At 41.6% G+C, this 20,711-nt stretch carries 20 protein-coding genes; 18 read left to right on the top strand and 2 right to left on the bottom strand.

Going from position 1 to position 20,711, the window contains the following annotated elements:
* The first annotated feature begins 14 nt into the window (after positions 1-14).
* Positions 15-1,868 (top strand): ATP-dependent helicase, encoded by a 1,854-nt coding sequence (locus EUBREC_RS08195; protein WP_012742663.1) that lies wholly within the window; start codon positions 15-17, stop codon positions 1,866-1,868.
* Here EUBREC_RS08195 and EUBREC_RS08190 read toward each other — a convergent pair.
* A complete protein-coding gene (locus EUBREC_RS08190) occupies positions 1,865-2,176 on the bottom strand; it encodes a DUF1292 domain-containing protein (protein ID WP_012742662.1) in 312 nt (103 codons plus the stop codon). The two genes, EUBREC_RS08195 and EUBREC_RS08190, sit on opposite strands and share 4 nt — an antisense overlap.
* 123 nt (positions 2,177-2,299) lie before the next feature.
* On the opposite strand from EUBREC_RS08190, the gene EUBREC_RS08185 reads away from it, so the two are divergent.
* Together EUBREC_RS08185 and EUBREC_RS08180 are read left to right on the top strand one after the other, a co-directional pair.
* The gene (locus EUBREC_RS08185; RefSeq protein WP_012742661.1) at positions 2,300-4,156 is read left to right on the top strand and encodes an alpha-amylase family glycosyl hydrolase; all 1,857 of its coding nucleotides are present in this window, start codon (positions 2,300-2,302) and stop codon (positions 4,154-4,156) included.
* A gap of 4 nt (positions 4,157-4,160) precedes the next feature.
* The gene (locus EUBREC_RS08180; RefSeq protein WP_012742660.1) at positions 4,161-4,763 is read left to right on the top strand and encodes a DUF5662 family protein; all 603 of its coding nucleotides are present in this window, start codon (positions 4,161-4,163) and stop codon (positions 4,761-4,763) included.
* Here the strand turns inward: EUBREC_RS08180 and EUBREC_RS08175 are convergent.
* Complete coding sequence (locus EUBREC_RS08175; protein ID WP_012742659.1) at positions 4,740-5,627, bottom strand: RluA family pseudouridine synthase; 888 nt, start codon at positions 5,625-5,627, stop codon at positions 4,740-4,742. The two genes, EUBREC_RS08180 and EUBREC_RS08175, sit on opposite strands and share 24 nt — an antisense overlap.
* Here EUBREC_RS08175 and sigK point away from each other — a divergent pair.
* The 15 genes from sigK (at position 5,626) to EUBREC_RS08100 (ending at position 20,710) form a co-directional block, all read left to right on the top strand.
* Positions 5,626-6,318: an RNA polymerase sporulation sigma factor SigK gene (gene sigK, locus EUBREC_RS08170; protein ID WP_012742658.1), complete on the top strand. Its 693-nt coding sequence runs from the start codon at positions 5,626-5,628 to the stop codon at positions 6,316-6,318. The two genes, EUBREC_RS08175 and sigK, sit on opposite strands and share 2 nt — an antisense overlap.
* Positions 6,319-6,408: 90 nt before the next feature.
* Positions 6,409-7,944 (top strand): YifB family Mg chelatase-like AAA ATPase, encoded by a 1,536-nt coding sequence (locus tag EUBREC_RS08165; RefSeq protein ID WP_012742657.1) that lies wholly within the window; start codon positions 6,409-6,411, stop codon positions 7,942-7,944.
* On the top strand, positions 7,941-9,020 hold the full coding sequence (dprA, locus tag EUBREC_RS08160) for a DNA-processing protein DprA (protein WP_012742656.1): 1,080 nt from the start codon (positions 7,941-7,943) through the stop codon (positions 9,018-9,020). The genes EUBREC_RS08165 and dprA overlap by 4 nt, the downstream gene beginning before the upstream one ends.
* Positions 9,020-11,104, top strand: coding sequence for a type I DNA topoisomerase (gene topA / locus EUBREC_RS08155; protein ID WP_012742655.1), 2,085 nt, complete (start codon positions 9,020-9,022; stop codon positions 11,102-11,104). Before dprA ends, topA begins: the two co-directional genes overlap by 1 nt.
* 6 nt (positions 11,105-11,110) lie before the next feature.
* Positions 11,111-11,887 carry a GTP-sensing pleiotropic transcriptional regulator CodY gene (gene codY / locus EUBREC_RS08150; RefSeq protein WP_012742654.1) on the top strand — a complete coding sequence of 259 codons (777 nt, stop codon included), beginning with the start codon at positions 11,111-11,113 and terminating at the stop codon, positions 11,885-11,887.
* Between the two features lie 220 nt (positions 11,888-12,107).
* Positions 12,108-12,494, top strand: coding sequence for a flagellar basal body rod protein FlgB (gene flgB / locus EUBREC_RS08145; RefSeq protein WP_012742653.1), 387 nt, complete (start codon positions 12,108-12,110; stop codon positions 12,492-12,494).
* A gap of 21 nt (positions 12,495-12,515) precedes the next feature.
* Positions 12,516-12,956 (top strand): flagellar basal body rod protein FlgC, encoded by a 441-nt coding sequence (gene flgC, locus EUBREC_RS08140; protein WP_012742652.1) that lies wholly within the window; start codon positions 12,516-12,518, stop codon positions 12,954-12,956.
* Between the two features lie 31 nt (positions 12,957-12,987).
* Positions 12,988-13,302, top strand: coding sequence for a flagellar hook-basal body complex protein FliE (gene fliE, locus EUBREC_RS08135; RefSeq protein WP_012742651.1), 315 nt, complete (start codon positions 12,988-12,990; stop codon positions 13,300-13,302).
* Positions 13,303-13,315: 13 nt separating this feature from the next.
* Positions 13,316-14,917: a flagellar M-ring protein FliF C-terminal domain-containing protein gene (locus tag EUBREC_RS08130; protein ID WP_012742650.1), complete on the top strand. Its 1,602-nt coding sequence runs from the start codon at positions 13,316-13,318 to the stop codon at positions 14,915-14,917.
* 6 nt (positions 14,918-14,923) lie between these two features.
* Entirely contained in the window at positions 14,924-15,928 is a 1,005-nt protein-coding gene (gene fliG, locus EUBREC_RS08125; RefSeq protein WP_012742649.1) for a flagellar motor switch protein FliG, read from the top strand.
* Positions 15,921-16,778, top strand: a complete 858-nt coding sequence (locus EUBREC_RS16990) for a FliH/SctL family protein (RefSeq protein ID WP_012742648.1) — start codon at positions 15,921-15,923, stop codon at positions 16,776-16,778. The genes fliG and EUBREC_RS16990 overlap by 8 nt, the downstream gene beginning before the upstream one ends.
* Positions 16,779-16,814: 36 nt before the next feature.
* Complete coding sequence (locus EUBREC_RS08115; protein ID WP_012742647.1) at positions 16,815-17,936, top strand: FliI/YscN family ATPase; 1,122 nt, start codon at positions 16,815-16,817, stop codon at positions 17,934-17,936.
* A gap of 1 nt (position 17,937) precedes the next feature.
* Positions 17,938-18,375, top strand: a complete 438-nt coding sequence (gene fliJ, locus EUBREC_RS08110) for a flagellar export protein FliJ (protein ID WP_012742646.1) — start codon at positions 17,938-17,940, stop codon at positions 18,373-18,375.
* Positions 18,376-18,387: 12 nt separating this feature from the next.
* Entirely contained in the window at positions 18,388-19,257 is an 870-nt protein-coding gene (locus tag EUBREC_RS08105; protein WP_012742645.1) for a MotE family protein, read from the top strand.
* Positions 19,258-19,297: 40 nt separating this feature from the next.
* Positions 19,298-20,710, top strand: coding sequence for a flagellar hook-length control protein FliK (locus EUBREC_RS08100; RefSeq protein WP_012742644.1), 1,413 nt, complete (start codon positions 19,298-19,300; stop codon positions 20,708-20,710).
* The last annotated feature ends 1 nt before the right edge of the window (position 20,711 follow it).

Here is a 20,711-nt window from a genome sequence, read left to right as displayed (position 1 = left end):
ACAAAGGGTATTTTATGAATTTTAACAAAGCCCAGCTTGGCGCCATCGAACACAAGGATGGCGCTATGCTTGTTTTAGCAGGACCGGGTTCCGGTAAGACCGCAGTTATCACACACAGGACTAAAAAATTAATAACAAAGCATCATGTGAAGCCTTCTGAGATTTTAGTTATCACCTTTACCAAGGCTGCTGCAAATGAGATGAAGGAGCGTTTTAATTCACTGATGAAAGACGAGAGGGTGAACGTATCTTTTGGTACTTTTCATGCTGTCTTTTTTACGATACTCAAATATGCATATCGCTTTACAAGTGCCAATATTGCTGATGAGTCTGTGAGATACGGCTTTATCAGGGAAATTTTATCCTACTACCGCCTTGAATACAAGGATGAGAATGAGTTTATAGGCAATTTACTTGCTGAAATCAGTCTGATTAAAAACAGCCGCATTGATATAGAAAATTTCTACTCGGGAGTGTGTGGTGAGGAAATATTCAGGGATATATATAAAAAATATGAGACAAGGCTTAAGGAAAACAGGCTTATTGATTTTGATGATATGCTCTCGTATACTTATGAGCTGTTTAAGGAAAGACCTGATATACTGGCATTGTGGCAGAACAAGTATAAATACATACTGATTGATGAGTTTCAGGATATTAACCGTCTGCAGTATGAGATTATAAAAATGCTTGCCGCTCCACAGAACAATCTGTTTATTGTAGGAGATGATGACCAGTCAATATACCGCTTCAGAGGGTCAAAGCCTGAGATAATGCTTGGGTTTGAGAAGGACTATCCGGATGCAAAAAGAATCCTTTTAGATACTAATTACAGATGTGGCAGATATATAGTGGAGGCCTCGCTGAATCTCATCTCGCACAACAGGGAGAGATTTGATAAGAAAATCATTGCGGCAAGCAAGTCAAAGGCACCTGTTACGTTTGCTGATTTTGAAAACAGAAGAGACGAAAATATCTTTCTTATACGCGATATAGATAAAAAGATAAAGGCGGGAGCTGTATTCAGCGACTTTGCGGTGCTTTTCAGGACAAATACCCAGCCAAGACAGCTTATAGAGCAGCTTATGAGCTATAATATCCCATTCAAAACCAAGGATAATATACCTAATATATATGAGCACTGGATTGCCAGAGATTTGTTTACATACCAAAGAATTGCAGGAGGCAGCAGAGACAGAGCTGATTTTTTGCAGATTATGAACAGACCTAAGCGGTATCTGTCAAGAGACAGCCTGTGTGATGCAACTGTGGCATTTGATGAGTGGATTAAGCTGTTTGATGAGAAGCCGTGGATAGCTGAGCGGATAGAAAAGCTTGAGTATGACATGAAGCTTATAAGCCGGATGAATCCATATGCCAGCATAAACTATATCAGAAGAGGGATTGGCTATGACGACTTTTTAGCTGAATATGCCGAGTATCGAAATATAAATAAAGAGGATTTGTTTGATATACTGGATGAAATCCAGTCAGGAGCCAAGGGCTTTGCTACATATGAAGAGTGGTATGAGCATATAAGGGAATATACAAAGCAGATGAAGCTTATGGCTTTATCGAAAGAAAGTGACCCTAATGCCGTGACACTTGCAACCCTTCACAGCTCAAAGGGGCTTGAATTTGAAAACGTGTATATAATTGATGCAAATGAAGGGATAATGCCGTATAAAAAGGCTGTGCTTGAAAAGGACATAGAGGAGGAGCGAAGGCTGTTTTATGTCGGCATGACCCGTGCAAAGACAAGCTTGTCTGTTTACTCGGTCAAGTCGGTAAACGATAAATCAGCCCAAGCCTCCAGGTTTGTCCGTGAAAGTAAAGAACCTAGACAAAATAATAGTAGAGATGATTAAATATCATCAAACATTTCGTCATCCAAAAGCTCATCGAATCTGTCGGCAGCAGCCTCGTACTCGTCGTCGGATTCGATGTTTTCTATTCTCGGAAGACCTTCCTCGTCCTCGAAATAGCGATACAGATACACTTCGCCACTCTCATTCTCGTTGCCATTTTTGTCTAACGGTAGAAGAGCTATGTAATCCTTGTGATCTGCATCAAAAATAGTGATAATCTTGCATTCGACACTTCCGTTGTCCAGATCAAGTGTCACGCGGATGTCGTCTGCCTCTTCAGGTGTAACAGGTGTTGCTTTTTCTGCCATATTGTACCTCTTTCTTTATAGTAATCTAAAGTAACTATTATATTATATCAAATTATTCTATACAAAAAAAGTCAAAACTAGTATAATAAATAAATACTAGAATTTTTGATTGGATGGTGTTGCATGAAATTTCGATTAACAAAGGGAAACTTTTTAAAAACAGGTGCTTATATTGACGGGGATAGTGCGATATTCACTTTCGCGGCAGAAAAAGAGGATGCATGCAGCATTGTTTTACTTGATAAATCAGGAAATACAGCCTGTGAGCTTGATATACCCGGTGAGTATTCGACAGGCTCTCTTTACTCTGTGAGAGTTCATGGCTTTTGCGGTAATGAGTATGCATATTATTTTAGAATTAATGGAAAAAGGTGCATAGATCCCTATGCCACAAGAATTTTCGGCAGAGAAAAATGGAATGATAAAACAAGAAGTGATAATGACTACGAAATAGCATGCGGGATAGACAGTAGTGATTTTGACTGGAAATATGACAGCTTTCCTGAGATAACCAGGGACCGGATGAAGCTGTATAAGCTTCATGTGAGAGGTTTTTCCATGGATGTTTCAGGGAACAAAAAGCATAAGGGCACCTTTGAGGCTGTATCGGACAGAATAAATTACATCAAGAAATTAGGCTTTACTTCAATTCTTCTCATGCCTGTATACGAGTTTGAAGAAATGACAATCCCTGTAAAGCACGATATTCCGGAATATGCAAAGCCGAAGTATTCCTTAAAAGATGAGCAAAGTGTGCATACAGAAAATGACAAGGTCAATTTTTGGGGCTATACCTCCGGCAATTATTTTGCCGTAAAAGCATCATATGCCAGTGACGCTTCAGATGCCTCCAATGAGCTTAGGCGTCTCGTTGAAAGGCTGCACAAAAATGGCATGGAATGTATCGTAGAGATGTATTTTCCGGACAGAACTGACCACAATCTGATACTCGATGCGCTCAGATACTGGGTCATGAGCTTTCATGTAGATGGTTTTAAGCTGCTTGGGGACAGGCTGCCTGTTACTGCGATTGTGCAGGATGCTCTCCTTAGCCGGACAAAGATACTCTATGATGGCTTTGATATGTCGGTTGTACCGCAAAACAGGACATATGAAAATCTCTATATTGACAAGGAGGAGTACCAGTTTGCGGCGCGTATGATGTTAAACCATATAAACTGCAATATGTATGAGCTTTTAAACCAGCAGAAAAAGCAGGGGGAGAATGTCGGATTTATAAACTATATATCAAGCAATAACGGTTTTACCCTGAGCGATTTATTCATGTACAATGACCGCCACAATGAGGCCAATGGTGAGAAAAATGCTGATGGTCCTTCATGGAATTTCAGCAATAATTACGGTTGTGAGGGTCCTTCGCGAAAGAGGTTTATCCGTGAGATAAGAAAACTTAAGTGGAAGGATGCCATGCTTCTTTTGTTTTTGGCACAGGGAGTGCCTATGATTATGGCAGGTGATGAGATCTGTAATTCACAGGATGGCAACAACAATGCTTACTGTCAGGACAACCCTACAGGCTGGGTGAACTGGTCAAATGAGCATAGCAGAAGGGAAAACATCAGGTTCTTAACCAGACTTATCAAATTCAGGGATGAGCATCCTGTTATTTCCTGTCCAAAGCCGTTTAAATTCAGCGATTACAAGGCTGTTGGGTATCCTGATTTGTCCTACCACTGCAAGAATGCCTGGATAGGCGAGTGTGATGCCACAAAGCTATGTGTAGGTGTGATGTACTGTGGGGATTACAATGAAGTGAATAAAGACTATGTATACGTAGCTTACAATTTTTATTCATCCAGGGAGAAGTTAGCTCTTCCTAAGCTAAAGAAAGGAATGAAATGGTATGCAGTCTGCGATTCTACGCTCAAAGAACCGTTTTATGACACTCCGGTGCTGTGTGAAAACCAGCAGTATGCAGATGTCTCACCGCAGTCGGTATACATCCTCATAGGCAGATAGACATATGAAAGCAATAAGACATTTTATAACAATTACACATCATAAGATTTTAGTCATGCAGGGGTGCTTTAGGATAGGGCTTTATAAACAGGGACTTCTTCATGACATGTCAAAATATTCACCGACTGAGTTTCTCGTCGGCTGCAGGTATTACAAGGGGTATATGAGCCCGAATAATGCGGAGAGAGCCGACAGGGGCTATTCATCTGCGTGGCTTCATCACAAGGGACGCAATAAGCATCACCTGGAGTACTGGATTGACTATGCTGTTTCAAAGCCGGGGGACGATAAAACACATACAAAAATGGAGGGCATGAAAATGCCCATAAGGTATGTCTGCGAGATGTTTATAGACCGTGTAAGCGCCTCAAAAAACTATCAGAAAGAAAAGTACACCGACAAAAGTGCACTGGAATACTATGAAAAAAGCGTGGATCACTACATGATTCATCCCGATACAAAAGCAATGCTTGAGTATCTGCTTGTCATGCTCTCTGTAAAGGGAGAAAAATATACTTACAGCTACATAAAAAAAGAGGTTTTAAAAGGGCATATCCCATACGAAAAGGATAAAATAAACCAACTAGAACAGGGACTTCATGTCTGATGGAATATCAGATATGAGGTTCATTTTTTGTCCTGTGACAGGGTGCGTGAAAACAAGACGCCCTGAGTGCAGTGCTTGTCTGGATATATATGTATAGTCGGGATTATATAAAAAGTCACCTATCAGTGGAAAACCGATATACTTCATATGGACGCGTATCTGGTGAGTGCGTCCGGTAAGAAGTCTTAGCTTGACAAGCGATAAATTATTATCCGGGTTATATTTGATTCTGATAAAGTCGGTTACTGCATATTCACCGCGTTTGAAATCAACACACCGCTCTATGGTGGAAGCATCCTTTCTTGCAATCGGAGCACTGATGCGCATGCATGCAGGTGTACACCCACTGCAGACGGCGTAGTATGTCCGGTGGATGGCACGCTTTGCGACAGCGTTGCCAAGTATCCCGCCTGCAAGTGCATGCTTTGCGACAATTGTAAGCCCTGTGGTATCTCTGTCCAGCCTGTTTATGCATCTGTATACAAACGGCTTGTTCTGACTGCCATAGTAGTACATGAGCGCATTTGCAAGCGTGTTGTCATGGTTTCCGGCGGAGGGATGGGCAGGCATATCAAACGGCTTGTTTATTACGATGATATCATCGTCCTCGTATGCTATATCAAGAGGCAGATTTACAGGTGCTATATTATCAGAGCATTCGTTTTCGACAATTTGGACTGTGATTAAATCATCCTTACACAGCCTTTCATTTGTATAGGCCCATATACCGTTTCTTAGTATGCCATGGTCTGTCTGCTTCAGCCTGACAAGCACCTGATGTGTGTAGCCATGCTCTTTCAAAAAGCCTTCTACTGTTTTTCCTGTATCATTTTCATTGATTTTGTAGTCTATTTTTCTATTCATGGCAAAGATTATATCACAAAATACAGATTTGAACATAATATATTATAAGCAAATAATGACAGGGTGCTATGTGAATACATTTTTATCACCTCTTAGTTTAGAACGTGAGACGGAATGTCTGAAAAAAGTGGCTCAAAATGATAAAGAAGCTAAGGATGAGCTTATATTACACAATATGCGCCTTGTGGCACATGTTACAAAAAAATATGCAGTAAGCGAGGATGAGATGGAGGAGCTCATATCCATAGGCACTATAGGACTGATAAAAGCAGTGTCATCATTCAAGGCTGATTACGGAAATCGTTTTGCAACCTTTGCAATCAGATGTATCGAAAATGAGATTCTGATGCACTTTAGAAGCCGTAAAAAGAGCCGGGGTGATGTGTCCATATTTGAACCTATAGGCACTGACAAGGAGGGAAACCAGATTCATCTGGTGGATGTGATTGAGAATGGACAATCTGATGTGGTATCGGATATAGAGGTATCTGAATCGCTCAAGATTTTAAGGCAAAATATGAGAAGCGTTTTATCGGACAGAGAATATTATATTATTACGAAACGCTTTGGACTAGACGGTGAAAAAGAGCTGACACAGAGACAGATTGCTAAAACGCTCAGCATTTCGAGGTCATATGTTTCAAGAATTGAAAAGGCCGGTTTGAAAAAATTACGGAAACTGCTCGAATAGGTGTTTACAAAAGGCAAAAATATGTTATCATAGAGCCATGTCTTTTGTGCATTTGTCTATGCATTTACCCCAATTGGAATAGGAGTATATATGTACAGTACAGTCAGAACGGCTGTTTTGGATGGAATCAGTGCGATTCCGGTACAGGTGGAGGTTGATATTTCAACCGGTATGCCTGTTTTTGATATGGTTGGAAATCTTACCTCAGAGGTGAGAGAAGCAAAGGAGCGTGTTAAAACAGCGCTGCACAGCGTTGGCATTGTTTTGCCTGCCAAGCGTATCACAGTAAATCTATCGCCTGCAAATATTAAAAAGACAGGAACAGGCTTTGATCTGCCTATAGCTGTTGCTATTTTAACAGCTATGGGGGTGATTGACGCTGATAGCATAAAGGACTGCACACTTGCAGGCGAGCTAAATCTAAACGGTGAAATTTTGCCGGTCAGCGGTATTCTGCCGATTGTATTTGATGAGTACAACAAAGGCATTGGAAAGTTTATTATTCCAAAGCAGAATGAAAATGAAGGCAGACTCGTCTGCGGTGCAAAAATATTTGGGATAAGCCATTTAAATGATGTAATTGCACAGTTTGATGAGACAGCATTTACGTGTCAGAAAACCGGTATGGCACATGAGCTGCAAATAGATGAAAAATACGCCGATTTTTGTGATGTTAACGGACAGAAATTTATTAAAAGAGCATGTGAGGTGGCTGCGGGTGGTATGCACAATATACTGCTTGTCGGACCTCCCGGTGCAGGCAAGACAATGATAGCAGAGCGTATGCCGTCCATTCTGCCTCCTCTTAGTGAAAATGAGAGGCTTGAGCTGTCAAAAATATACAGTATCTGCGGTCTTTTGGACAATGACAGCTCCTTAAGAGACAACAGGCCATTCAGAAATCCCCACTATTCCGTCACCCAGGCCGCATTAATCGGCGGAGGAACGAGAATTAATCCGGGCGAGATATCGCTTGCACACAATGGCGTTTTGTTTTTGGATGAGCTCGCTGAGTTTAAGGGCGGCCTGCTGGATCTGCTCAGGGCTCCACTTGAGGAGCACTGCATCAGGCTTTCAAGAGCCGGCAGAAACGTGACTTATCCGGCTAATTTTCTGCTTTTTGGTGCGATGAACCCATGCAGCTGCGGCTATTATCCCGATATGCAAAGGTGCCGCTGCTCAGAGCCGACTCTGCGCAGATATTTTGATAAGGTCTCACAGCCTATAATAGACAGAATTGACATATGTGTGGAGGCGTCACCGCTTAGCTTTGAGGATATAAACAGTACTACATCCAATGAATCATCTGTGGACATAAGAAAGCGTGTTATGCACTGCCACGAGCTTCAAAAAGAAAGGTTTAAAGGTGAGAGCTTTTCGTATAATTCAAAAATATCAACTGACAAGCTGGAAAAATACTGTTTCCTCGGCAGTCGAGAGAAAAGCTACATGGAAAATATGTTTGACAAGCTTGGACTGACGGCACGCACATACCACAAGATACTTAAGGTTGCGCGTACAATAGCTGATCTGGACGGCTGTGAAAGCATAAAGACAAAGCATCTCAACGAAGCTATATGCTACAGAAGCATCAATGAGAAGTTCTGGGGAGGTGCTGTATCATGAAGTTCAAATACTGGCTTACAAGCCTTACAGATATAAGCAATGCGAAGAAAAAGCTTCTGCATGATTGCAGTATAACGGCAGAAAAGCTGTTTTTTATGCCAAAGAATGAGCTTTTTGATATTTTGTTTTTCACAGATGATGACAGAAAAATAATCCTTGAATCAAGAGCTTCCTATGACGTAGAGAAGGAGTGGATATTATTTCAGCAGAAGGATATCGGCTTTGTAACAATGGAGGATGAGGCTTATCCGGACAAGCTTAGAAATATACATAATCCGCCGTATAGTCTTTTTTACATAGGCGCTCTTCCCGACAAATCAAGAAAAAGTGTCGCTATAGTCGGAGCACGGGGCAGAAGCGCATATGGCTGCGAGGTGGCAAAGGTACTGGCAGCAGCACTTTCAAGGCAGGGGATACAGATAATCAGCGGCATGGCAAGAGGAATAGACAGAGATGCCCATATGGGGTGTCTGGAGGCTGGTGGAAATACATATGCAGTTCTTGGCTCCGGAGCAGACACCTGTTATCCGAAAGAGAACCGCTTTCTGTATGATAAAATAAAGCTCTCCGGAGGCATAATCAGCGAGCTTATGCCGGGCACCGACCCGCAAAAGATGTTTTTTCCGATGAGAAACAGAATAATTTCCGGGTTATCCGATATAGTAGTTATAGTTGAGGCAAAAAAGAGAAGCGGTTCACTGATTACGGCTGATTTTGCAATGGAGCAGGGAAAGGACGTATATGTCATTCCGGGGCGTATCACCGACACCTTAAGCTACGGCTGCAACAGCCTGATAAAGCAGGGCGCAGGCATTATTTATAATATTGATGAATTTGTCTCAGACATTACAATGACTGGGTTTACAGAGTGCACACAGATGGATTTCAGAAAAAATATACTTGATAAAAAAGAAGCATTGGTGTATAGTTTACTCGATTTTTGTCCTATCGCAATCGGGACATTGTCTCAAAAAGTGCCGTATGAATTATCGGAACTATTTGAAGTGTTAGAAGATCTTATACAAAAAGGATTTGTTAAGGAGACAATTCCAAATTACTATATAAGGAGTTTATAATGGCTAAATATCTGGTTATCGTAGAGTCGCCTGCAAAAGTAAAGACTATAAAGAAATTCTTGGGAAAGAACTATGAGGTAATGGCATCAAACGGTCATGTGAGGGATCTGCCAAAGAGCAGCCTTGGAATAGATGTGGACGGAGATTTTGAACCAAAATATATCACAATCCGCGGAAAGGGTGAAATACTCGCTAAGCTTCGCAAGGAGGCTAAGAAGGCCGATAAGATATATCTCGCAACCGATCCCGACCGTGAGGGAGAAGCCATCTCATGGCATCTGCTTCACGCACTTAAACTTGAGGGCAAGGATGTCAGCCGTATCAGCTTTAATGAGATCACGAAGAATGCTGTCAAGGAATCATTAAAGCATCCAAGAAAAATAGATATGGATCTTGTGGACGCACAGCAGGCCAGACGAGTTTTGGATCGTATAGTAGGTTACAAAATCAGTCCGCTGCTTTGGGCCAAAGTTAAGAGAGGGCTTAGTGCGGGAAGAGTGCAGTCTGTTGCACTTCGCATTATCTGTGACAGGGAGGATGAAATCAATGCATTTATCCCTGAGGAGTACTGGAGCCTTGATGCCACGGTTGATGTGGAGGGTGAGAAGAAGCCGATCACTGCAAAGCTATACGGCAGGGGCGACAATAAGATAGCCATTTCCTCAAAGGAAGAGATGGATAAGGTGCTTAACGAAATAAATGGAAAGGATTGCAAAGTGCAAAATATCAAAAAAGGACAGCGCAGCAATAAAGCTCCGCTTCCTTTTACGACCAGTACTTTGCAGCAGGAGGCTTCAAAGGCTTTGAATTTTCCGATTTCAAAGACAATGCGTATAGCTCAGCAGCTTTATGAGGGAGTAGACATAAAGGGGCAGGGTACGGTAGGTATCATCACATACCTGCGTACCGATTCTGTGCGTGTATCAGATGAGGCTGAGGCCATGGCAAAGGATTTTATTTCAAAAAGCTATGGAGACAAATATCTTTCCAACGGTGAGGGAACAAAGAAGAGCAGCAAAAATATCCAGGATGCCCATGAGGCAATCAGGCCAACTGATATAAACAGAGTGCCTTCTGAGATTAAGGAGTCACTGTCGAGAGACCAGTTCAGGCTTTATCAGCTTATCTGGAAGCGTTTTACTGCAAGCCGTATGGCAAAATCCGAGTACGAGACTACTACAGTAAAGCTTTCAGTCGGAGATTATGTATTCAGCTTTGCTACCTCAAGACTGTTATTTGATGGTTTTGAGCTTGCATATACTGCCGCAGACGATGCAAAGAAAGAAAAGCAGCCTGTTCTTAAAAATCCTCTGACAGAAGAATCGCTTCTTACAGTTGAGGAGCTTTTGCCTAAGCAGCATTTTACCCAGCCCCCGGCACATTACACTGAGGCTTCTTTGGTAAAGACGCTTGAAGAGCTTGGAATAGGACGTCCGAGTACCTACTCTCCAACAATATCTACAATACTTGCCAGACGCTATATTACCAAGGAGAGTAAAAATCTCTATGTGACAGAGATAGGAGAGGTTGTTAATTCTATTATGAAGGAATCATTTCCTACTATTGTCGATGAGCATTTTACAGCCAATATGGAGTCACTTTTAGATGCGGTAGCAGAGGGGAAGGTTAACTGGAAGACAGTTGTTGAGAATTTTTATCCTGATCTTAAAGATGCAATCGACAAGGCTGAAAATGAGCTTGAGAAGGTTACAATACATGATGAGGTGACAGATGAAATCTGCCCTGAGTGCGGACGCAATCTGGTTATAAAATACGGACCTCACGGCAAGTTTTTGGCATGTCCGGGATTTCCTGACTGCAGATTCACTATGCCTTATCTTGAAAAAATCGGCGTCAATTGCCCTAAATGCGGTAAGGATGTTGTGCTTAAGAAAACAAGGAAGGGAAGAAAATACTATGGCTGTATTGACAACCCTGAGTGTGATTTTATGAGCTGGGGCAGACCAGTTGCAGAAAAATGCCCTCGTTGTGGAGGATATATGATTATAAAGGGAAACAAGATTGCCTGCGCAGATGAGCAGTGCGGCTACGTAACAGATAAAAAGCCCGAAAGAGAGGAATAACAATTAATGGGAGTACAATTATTAGATAAGACACGTAAGATTAATAAGCTTCTTCACAACAACAATTCATCAAAGGTTGTGTTCAATGATATATGTCAGGTGCTCACCGGGGTGCTCGACTCAGACATACTTGTAATCAGCAAAAAGGGCAAGGTGCTTGGCTCAAGTATCTGCAAAGGCGTGGATGAGCTTCATGAACTGATAGTAGATGAGGTTGGTGGCTATATTGACACTGAGCTCAATGAAAGACTTCTTGGCATACTTTCAACAAAGGAAAATGTAAACCTCGAGACACTTGGCTTTGGTGAAGATACAAGAATGTACAAGGCTATTATCACACCGATTGATATAGCCGGCGAGAGGCTTGGAACTCTTTTTGAGTACAGAAGTGACAGAGAGTATGACATTGACGATATCATTCTTACAGAGTATGGCACGACAGTGGTTGGGCTTGAGATGATGAGATCCGTGAATGAGGAGAATGAAGAGGAAAAGAGAAAGGTAGCGATTGTCCGTTCGGCTATCAATACACTTTCTTATTCTGAGCTTGAGGCTATTCTTCACATCTTTGATGAGCTTGACGGCAATGAGGGTATACTTGTTGCCAGCAGAATAGCCGACAGAGTAGGCATTACCCGCTCGGTAATCGTAAATGCCCTTCGCAAGTTTGAGAGTGCAGGCGTTATCGAATCACGCTCATCCGGCATGAAGGGCACATATATCAAAGTAGTAAACGATGTAGTTTTTGATGAGCTTGACAGAATCCGAAATAAAAACAAGTAAATAAATTTAAGTATATTTTAAGGACTTATGTTTGAAAGAACATAGGTCTTTTCTATGTTTTCGGCATATATATAGTGCGTCTGTCGACAAAAAAATACAATATAATGTAAAAAACAACAAAAACATCTTGTGTTTTGTCGATTTTACTTTATAATATATATATTAGAGTACTTATATAGTATTTTTTATAATATGCAAAAAGTGTATTGGAGGAATATTTATGATAAACTCAACAGCCTTTGATTATGTCAATGTATTGACCAAAGCGGCTGATGCAAGCTACCAAAGAGAAGCTATACTTGCAAACAATATATCGAATGTGGATACCCCGGGCTACAAGCGCAAGGATTTAAATTTTGAGGGGGTACTGTCACAGGAGCTTGGCAGATGCAAGCATCAGTCGCTTGATAAAAAAATAAGTGAGCTTGATACCTCAAAGCTGACGGCCAATGTATATACAGACCATTCCAATTATTCATACAGGATGGATGGCAATAACGTGGATATAGACACTGAAAATGTCGAGCTTGCGTCTGAGCAGATTAAGTATGAAGCACTTACAAGCAGCATAAGCTCGCAGTTTTCACGAATGAAGAGCGTGCTGTAGTAATCATGGAGGTTTAATGATATGGGATTATTTCAAGCTTTTAATATAAGTGCGTCCGGCATGACGGCTGAACGCTTCAGGACAGATATCATTGCACAGAATATTGCCAATGTAAACACTACGTCCACAAAGGAAGGCACACCGTACCGTAGAAAGATTGTGACTTTTTCCGAGAAAAATGTCACACCTTTTTCACAGATATACTCTTCATCAAAGAAGGCCGCTGTTGGAAACGGTGTAAAGGTAAGCAGCGTGACATCAGATTATTCTACTGATTTTATCAAGGAGTATGACCCATCAAATCCTGATGCTGATGCAGATGGTTATGTTTCTTATCCAAATGTCAATACAGTCACAGAGATGACCAATCTGATAGATGCCACACGTGCATATGAAGCCAATGCAACTGCCTTTGAGGCAAGCAAGTCAATGGCACAAAATGGCTTACAAATAGGCAAATAGCCGGCTGATACATACATAAAGGAGCTTTTTGATGGATATTTCAAACATTAATGGAATTTCAACAGGAGATATTAAATCTTTTTTTAATAATACCTCTCTTACGAAAACTGACAAGACTGATTCATTTTCTGATGTACTTTCTGCTGCCATGGGAAGCATCGGTGAGACAAATGATCTGCAGAATGCAGCTGAGCAGGAGGAAGTGAGATTTGCACTTGGCGAGTCTGATAATACACATGATCTGCTTGTTGCGGAAACAAAGGCGGCTGTGGCATTGCAGTACACTGTTGCTGTCAGGGATAAAATAATTGACGCATACAAAGAACTTATGCAGATGTCAATATAAGGAGTAATAGAAAATGCCAGAACGTTTAAAGGCTATTTTGGATAAAATAACTGCATGGTGGAAAAAATTCAATACTAAGCAGCGCTCCGTGCTCATAAGCATAGTAGCTGTGGTTATAGTGGCTCTTGTAATACTTGGCGTAGTCATATCAAGACCTACACAGGTTGAGCTGGTCGAGGCACAGAGTGCATCAGAGGCTTCCACAATAAAGGGAGTACTTGAAGATAACAATATAAGCTATGAGGTGGACAGCAAGCTTGTGTTTTTTGTCAATAAATCAGATGAGGTAAATGCCATTATGGCACTGGGTGATAACGGCATCCCTGCGCAGGCGTACTCGATAGACAATGTCACAGACGGCAGCTTCTCAACAACCGAGGCTGATAAGCAGAAAAAGTATCAGGTGTATCTGGAGGATAAGCTTAAGGATCATCTGGAAAAACAGTCATACGTAAATGAAGCAAGCGTTGATATCACTATGCCTGACAAGGATGGTACCATTCTTAAATCAAAAGAGGAGGCAACTGCGGCTGTCACTCTTGGACTTAAGGATTCGATTACAGATGATCAGGCCTACGCAATAGCACGTCTTGTTGCAACAGCTCTTGGAAACGATACCACAAAGGGCATTACTATCATCGACAAAAAGGCCAATGTACTTTACTCGGGCGGAGATTCCGATACCTCGGCAGGTCTTGCGACATCACAGCTTTCTTATAAGCAAAAGCTGGAGGAGCAGGTGAAAAATGAAGTCAAAAAGACCTTAGAGAGCTCAAATATTTTCTCGAATATTGAAGTTGGCATGAATCTGGACATAGATTTCAGTAAGACTGAAACAGCCCAGAAAAATTACACTTTGCCTGATGGACAGACCGATACAGGTCTTTTGGACAGTGAGTCGAATTACCAGTCGGATGCAACCAATGGTCAGGCTGCGGTTCCCGGAACTGATTCAAACAGCGATGATACTACATACACTACACAGGATGGCACTCCATCAGAGTCATCAATTACAGATAACGACAAAAAGTATTTAAATGATGAAAAAATCACTACAAGTAAAAACGATGGAGGCTCAATCAAGTATGATTCATCTTCAATTACCGTAGTTGCCACCAGGTATAAGGTATATGATGAAAGCACTCTTGAAAAGAACGGAAAGCTCAAGGATACAAGCTGGGAGGAATACAAAGCAAAGCATGCAGATCCGGTCAAGGTGACGGATGTAGACCAGGATCTTGTAACTTCCGTGCAGAATGCAACAGGTATCTCACAGATTTCATTCCTTGTATATGAGCAGCCGGAGTTTGTTGACAAGGCATCTGGCGTGCGTTCGTTGAGTGATATTTTACAGATTGCAATCACTGTCCTTATTTTTGCACTGCTTGGCTTTGTGGTATTTAAGAGCACAAGAAGCAGTGAGGAAGAGCCAAAAGAGGAGGAGCTGTCTGTAGATTCTCTTTTAGAACAGACTGCTGAGAATAATGAGCCTCTTGAGGATATTGGATATAACGAGAAGACGGAGACACGTCTTCTGATAGAAAAATTTGTTGATGAAAATCCCGAAGCGGCTGCGCAGCTGTTGCGTAACTGGCTTAATGAGGATTGGGAGTAGTTACATATGATAGATGATTACAGTGGTTTACAAAAAGCTGCTATTCTTTTAATTACACTTGGACCTGAAAAGGCTTCAGCCATCTTCCAGCATTTGAAGGAAGATGAGATAGAGAGTCTGACACTCGAAATAGCAAACACCAGAAGCGTCTCTCCGCAGGATAAAGAATCTGTTTTGGATGAATATTATCAGGTGTGTCTCGCGCAGCAGTATATTGCTGAGGGCGGCATCGGCTATGCCAAGGAGCTCCTTGAAAAAGCTCTTGGCAGTGAAAAGGCTCAGGGAGTTATTTCCAAGCTTACAGCATCATTACAGGTCAGACCATTTGAGTTTGTCAGAAAGACTGAGCCTGCACAGCTGCTTAATTTTATACAGGACGAGCATCCTCAGACAATAGCCATGATTCTTTCTTATCTGTCGTCTTCACAGGCTGCCATGATACTCGGTGCTTTGCCTCCGGAAAAGCAGGCTGATGTTGCCAGACGTATCGCCCAGATGGACAGAACATCACCTGATGTCATAAAGGAGGTCGAGAGAGTGCTGGAGAGAAAGCTTTCATCTCTTGTCAATCAGGACTATACAATTGTCGGTGGCATAGATTCTATTGTCAATATATTAAACAGTGTAGACCGTGCTACAGAAAAGCGTATTATGGAGTCACTTGAGGTTGATGAACCTGAGCTTGCAGAAGAAATCAGAAAGAAGATGTTTGTATTCGAGGATATCCTTCTCCTGGATGACAGGTCTATCCAGAGAGTGCTCCGCGATGTGGAGAATGCGGATCTTGAGCTTGCACTTAAGAGTTCTACAGAGGAACTACAAAATGTCATATTTAGGAATCTTTCAAAACGACTTGCCGCTATGATAAAAGAGGATATGGATTTCATGGGACCTGTACGTATGAAGGATGTTGAGGAGGCGCAGCAAAAGATCGTTGCTGTTATCAGAAAGCTTGAGGATTCGGGTGATATTGTCATTTCAAGAGGCGGAGGTGATGATATAGTTGTCTAATATATTAAAGCAGTATCGTGTTGCCGGAGAAGATAAAAATGTCCGTGTGATAAATAGCAATTCCATGATAAAGCAGATTTTTGCCGACTCCATAAGCCGCCCCGCTGATAGTTATACAGGCATATCATCTGATGCACAGAGCAGCTTAGGAAAAACAAAATCGCAAAGTCCGGACACGCAGGAGAGTGGCTTCAATGATGGCATAAATGCTGCTGTAGTCACAGAAATAGATGTTTCAGCTGAGAAGGAAAGGCTCTTAGAGGAAGCAAAGCTTGAGGCTGATAGCATATTGGACAAAGCAAAGGCAGAGGCCTCAAGACTTTTAGATGAGGCTAAACAACGTGCACAGATTCTATATGCTGATAACAAGTCAAAGGGCTATGAGGATGGTCTGGCTGAGTGTCAGAGAGAGTTTGACGAAAAAGAAATATCTTTAAGACAGGAGCTTTCAGATAAAGAAAGCTCTTTGAAATCAAAATATGATGCTTATTCAAAGGAGCTTGAATCAGATCTGATAGATGCAATAATTCAGGTTTTTAACAAGGTCTTTAAAATACAGTTCGATGATAAAAAGGATATCTTGTTTCATCTGGTTGAAAATACCATGTCAAATATAGAGGTGGGCAAAGAATTTCGTATACATGTAGCTTATTCAAACTATAAGTTTATGATGTCGCATTTGGATGAGATTCAGGAACGCATAGGCAATGATATTGATATCGAGGTTGTAAATGACGCAAATCTTGACACGAGCGGCTGCTTCATTGAGACAAGCTTTGGAGTGTTTGACTGTGGAATTGATATGGAGCTCAACAATCTGGTGAAGGATATACGCTCACTTTGCAGCTGATATAGCTGTATGAGTGTTGGAAGAAAGGGATTTTAATTGTTAGAGGTAGCACAAAAGTATTTACAATTAAAAAGCGGTGAGTACTATAAATGCTTTGGCAAGGTGGACAAGGTTGTCGGTCTTACGATAGAATCAATTGGTCCCAAGGCTAAGCTCAATGATCTTTGCATGATTTTTCTTGACAAGGAACGCAGGGATTATGTCATGTCTGAGGTGGTAGGATTTAAAGATTCACATATTATTCTGATGCCGTTTGACAATGTGGAGGGAGTCGGTGTCGGCTGTATAGTTGAAAATACAGGACATCCTCTCACGGTAGCTGTCGGTGATGAGCTTTTAGGCCATACAGTTGACGGAATAGGCCGTGTAACTGACTGTGATGAAAAAGACCTTAAGCTTGACAGTGAATATCCGATAGAAGCACCGCCACCTGATCCGATGTCCAGAGAAATTATCAGTGATGTGCTTCCTCTGGGAGTGAAGGCAGTAGATGGCCTCATCACAGTAGGCAAGGGACAGCGTATCGGTATTTTTGCAGGCTCAGGAGTCGGTAAAAGTACTCTCATCGCTGAATATTTTCGTGACAAGGGTGAAGACGTGCTTTTGATGATGGATTCACTGACACGTTTTTCTATGGCTCAAAGAGAGATAGGACTGGCATCCGGAGAGCCGCCTGTGACGAGAGGATATCCACCAAGTGTGTATTCTGAGATGCCAAAGCTTTTAGAGAGAGCAGGAAGAGCTGATAAAGGCTCTATCACAGGGCTGTACACTGTGCTTGTCGATGGAGATGATTTCAATGAGCCTATTACAGATACGGCGCGTTCTATTTTGGATGGCCACATCATGCTCGATAGAAAGCTGGGGCATAAAAATCATTATCCGGCTATTGATGTACTGCAGAGTATTTCGAGAGTTATGAGTGCTATAGCAACTAAGGAGCACAAAAATCTCGCCGGCAGATTAAAAAACGTGCTAGCCACATACACGGAGGCTGAGGATCTTATCAATATCGGTGCATACAAAAACGGCTCAAACCAAGATATCGACTATGCTATTCAAAAAATTGGTGCTGTTAACTCATTCCTTTGTCAGGGAACAGATGAGAAATTCAGCTTTGAAGAGGAACTTGAGCTTTTAGAGAAGGTGTTCGAGTAGTATGGGAAAATTCAAATACAGCATGCAAAATATACTTGATATAAAAATAAAGCTTGAAACACAGGCAAAGAACGAGTTTTCGGAAGCAAACCGTGCTTATCTGATTGAAAAAGAAAAGCTCGAAGAGCTGTTTAAAAAGCGTGCAGTCTATGAAGCTGCTCTTAAGGAACAGCTTTCAGGCAGCTTAAATATATCTGAAATTAATATTTGCAAAAAAAACATAAATTCACTCAAATCGGCTATCCGCACACAGCTTATGAATGTAAAGAAAGCGGAGGATATGCTGGAGGTTAAAAGAGTGGCATTGAATGAGCTTATGAAAGAGCGTAAGACGCATGAGAAGCTGCGCGATAAGAAATTTGAGGATTTTCAAAAAGAGGAAAAAGACAACGAATCCAAAGAGATAGACCAGCTTGTGAGCTTTACCTATAATTCGTAGTCCGGAGGAAATATGGCAGAACTAAACGAAGCAGAATCAACCAAGGATACTAAGAAAACAAAAAAAGAAAAGAAAATGGAAGAAAAAGCCGCTAAAAAGGCGGCTAAGAAAGCAAAGAAGAATCATGAAGCCGATAAGCCCGATGCAGAAAATGATGACAGTGATTCTGTCTCAAGCAAGATAGTCATGGTGCTTGTTACTATACTTATTATTGCAATATGGCTTGGAATATTTGCAGTTTTTGTAAAAGCAGATGTGGGTGGCTTTGGCTCGACTGTGCTTGCGCCGGCACTAAAGGATGTGCCTGTACTAAGTAAGATACTTCCTGATTCCGGCAATATCACTGCATCTGAGTCTACAGAGACCGCAGGCTACACAAATTTGGACGATGCGGTTTCGAGAATTAAGGAGCTCGAAAAGCAATTGGATGATGCCAATAGCAAGAATCAGGCAGATGCCCAGACAATCAATGATTTAAATGCCCAGATACAGGATTTGAGCACCTATAAGGAGGAGCAGGCAGCCTTTGAGGAGGAAAAAGAAAAATACTATGAGGAGGTTGTTTTTTCAGATAAAGCACCCGATATAAAAGAATATAAGAAATTCTACGAGCAGGTAGATCCTGCCAATGCAGAAATCTTATATAAACAGGTGTGTGAACAGCTTGAACAGGATGATGAAATTAAGGATTATGCCCAGACATATTCCAAAATGAAGCCTAAGGAGGCCGCAGCTATTTTTGACAGCATGACCGACAATCTGTCACTTGTTGCCAAGATATTAAATGCCATGGATGCCCAGTCGAGAGGTAATATCCTTGGTAAAATGGATTCGGCTACGGCGGCAAAGGTTACTAAGATTATGAATCCTTCACAAAACTGATAGCATATCTTGTTACAATAATAAAAGAAAGGAGGAGAATATGGCAGACAATACAATATCACCTGTTGTACCAAATGTATCAGGTGGACGGAATGTTTCGACAGGGCAGAAGGCTGTAACGCAAACAGCTGCACAATCCGGTATTGACTTTAAAAGCTATCTTGGCGGCCGGACAGCTGTGCAGGATAACAGCACTACATTTTTAAAGCGAAGAAACTCTTATACTTTAAATAAAAACAATACTAAGGAAATAAGCATCAAAACTGCATCAAAAAACAGCCCTACAGAAAGCGAAGTTAAAAAAATCACAGATGATATATCTTCGCAGATAGTTGAAAAAGTAACTGATGACCTCGATATATCTGAGGATGAACTTAATAATGCAATGCAGCTTCTTGGACTGACAGCTATGGATTTACTCAACCCTGCAAATCTGTCGGCATTATATTGTGAGGTCACCGGAAATGCATCTGATCCACAGGCACTTGTTTTAAATGCCGACTTTACTGCACTGTTTAATGATGTGTCTCAGGTTGCATCTGAAAATGATGCACAGCTTGATTTATTATCACAGCTTACTGCTTCAGATGATGGTGAAATACTAGATGCAGATATAGTTTCTTCGGCTGATACAACGGAAAAAACGGTTGACAGCAGCTATGACGATACAGCAGCTTCGGGTCAGAATATAAACGACACTGCTGATGAAGCTGTTAAGGTATATGATGGCGGTACACAGGACAGTTCTTACCAAAACTCGGACGAAGGCACTTCTTCAGGCGAAACAGGCAATGGTATTATATCAGATGAAAATACAGAAAAGACTCAGTCAAAGTCTCAGGTTGACAGTAGCTTTGATGATTCCGGTGAGCGCGTGTTGCATCATGATGATGACGCACACTCAGACAATTCAGTACTTCATGCATCTGTCAGCGAACAGCTGAATACCGATACTTCATTTGAAATGTCACAGTCACAAAGCCGATTACGTGTTGATACGACCGATATCATCAGACAGATTGTCGACAGTATGAGCATATCAAACACCACTGAAGAATCGGCAATTAACCTTCAGCTTACACCTGAAAGCCTTGGAAGAATGTATATCAACGTATCTCAGAAGAACAGCGAGATATCTGCAAGAATTGCAGTTTCAAATGAGGCTGTAAAAGAAGCCTTACAGACACAGATGGTCAATCTCAAGGAAGCCTTAAACAATTCAGGCATCAGGGTAAATGAGGTGGAAATCACCGTTGCATCACATGAGTTTGAGAGGAATCTCGAGCAGGGTGCTGCAAACGACAGCAGACAGCAGGAGAGCACAAATTCCTATAATGGTTCAAACAGCTCTGACAGCGGCATAGACAGCGATATGATGCAGGATCGCGCTGAAGAAAGACTTGTGACACAGATTATGAGAGATAACGGAAATTCAGTAGATTTCACAGCATAAG

Origin of the sequence: Agathobacter rectalis ATCC 33656 (genome assembly GCF_000020605.1) — a bacterium.
Taxonomy (GTDB): domain Bacteria; phylum Bacillota; class Clostridia; order Lachnospirales; family Lachnospiraceae; genus Roseburia; species Roseburia rectalis.
This window is presented reverse-complemented; position numbering and strand designations above follow the sequence as displayed.

Excerpts from the sequence above, each read along its gene's own strand:
- EUBREC_RS08185 (WP_012742661.1), top strand. The coding sequence starts at position 2,300 with ATGAAATTTCGATTAACAAAGGGAAACTTTTTAAAAACAGGTGCTTAT.
- dprA (WP_012742656.1), top strand. The coding sequence starts at position 7,941 with ATGAAGTTCAAATACTGGCTTACAAGCCTTACAGATATAAGCAATGCG.
- sigK (WP_012742658.1), top strand. The coding sequence starts at position 5,626 with ATGGCAAAGATTATATCACAAAATACAGATTTGAACATAATATATTAT.
- fliJ (WP_012742646.1), top strand. The coding sequence starts at position 17,938 with ATGGGAAAATTCAAATACAGCATGCAAAATATACTTGATATAAAAATA.
- EUBREC_RS08190 (WP_012742662.1), bottom strand. The coding sequence starts at position 2,176 with ATGGCAGAAAAAGCAACACCTGTTACACCTGAAGAGGCAGACGACATC.
- EUBREC_RS08100 (WP_012742644.1), top strand. The coding sequence starts at position 19,298 with ATGGCAGACAATACAATATCACCTGTTGTACCAAATGTATCAGGTGGA.
- EUBREC_RS08130 (WP_012742650.1), top strand. The coding sequence starts at position 13,316 with ATGCCAGAACGTTTAAAGGCTATTTTGGATAAAATAACTGCATGGTGG.
- EUBREC_RS08175 (WP_012742659.1), bottom strand. The coding sequence starts at position 5,627 with ATGAATAGAAAAATAGACTACAAAATCAATGAAAATGATACAGGAAAA.
- flgC (WP_012742652.1), top strand. The coding sequence starts at position 12,516 with ATGGGATTATTTCAAGCTTTTAATATAAGTGCGTCCGGCATGACGGCT.
- flgB (WP_012742653.1), top strand. The coding sequence starts at position 12,108 with ATGATAAACTCAACAGCCTTTGATTATGTCAATGTATTGACCAAAGCG.
- EUBREC_RS08195 (WP_012742663.1), top strand. The coding sequence starts at position 15 with ATGAATTTTAACAAAGCCCAGCTTGGCGCCATCGAACACAAGGATGGC.
- EUBREC_RS08105 (WP_012742645.1), top strand. The coding sequence starts at position 18,388 with ATGGCAGAACTAAACGAAGCAGAATCAACCAAGGATACTAAGAAAACA.
- fliG (WP_012742649.1), top strand. The coding sequence starts at position 14,924 with ATGATAGATGATTACAGTGGTTTACAAAAAGCTGCTATTCTTTTAATT.
- fliE (WP_012742651.1), top strand. The coding sequence starts at position 12,988 with ATGGATATTTCAAACATTAATGGAATTTCAACAGGAGATATTAAATCT.
- codY (WP_012742654.1), top strand. The coding sequence starts at position 11,111 with ATGGGAGTACAATTATTAGATAAGACACGTAAGATTAATAAGCTTCTT.
- EUBREC_RS08180 (WP_012742660.1), top strand. The coding sequence starts at position 4,161 with ATGAAAGCAATAAGACATTTTATAACAATTACACATCATAAGATTTTA.
- topA (WP_012742655.1), top strand. The coding sequence starts at position 9,020 with ATGGCTAAATATCTGGTTATCGTAGAGTCGCCTGCAAAAGTAAAGACT.
- EUBREC_RS08165 (WP_012742657.1), top strand. The coding sequence starts at position 6,409 with ATGTACAGTACAGTCAGAACGGCTGTTTTGGATGGAATCAGTGCGATT.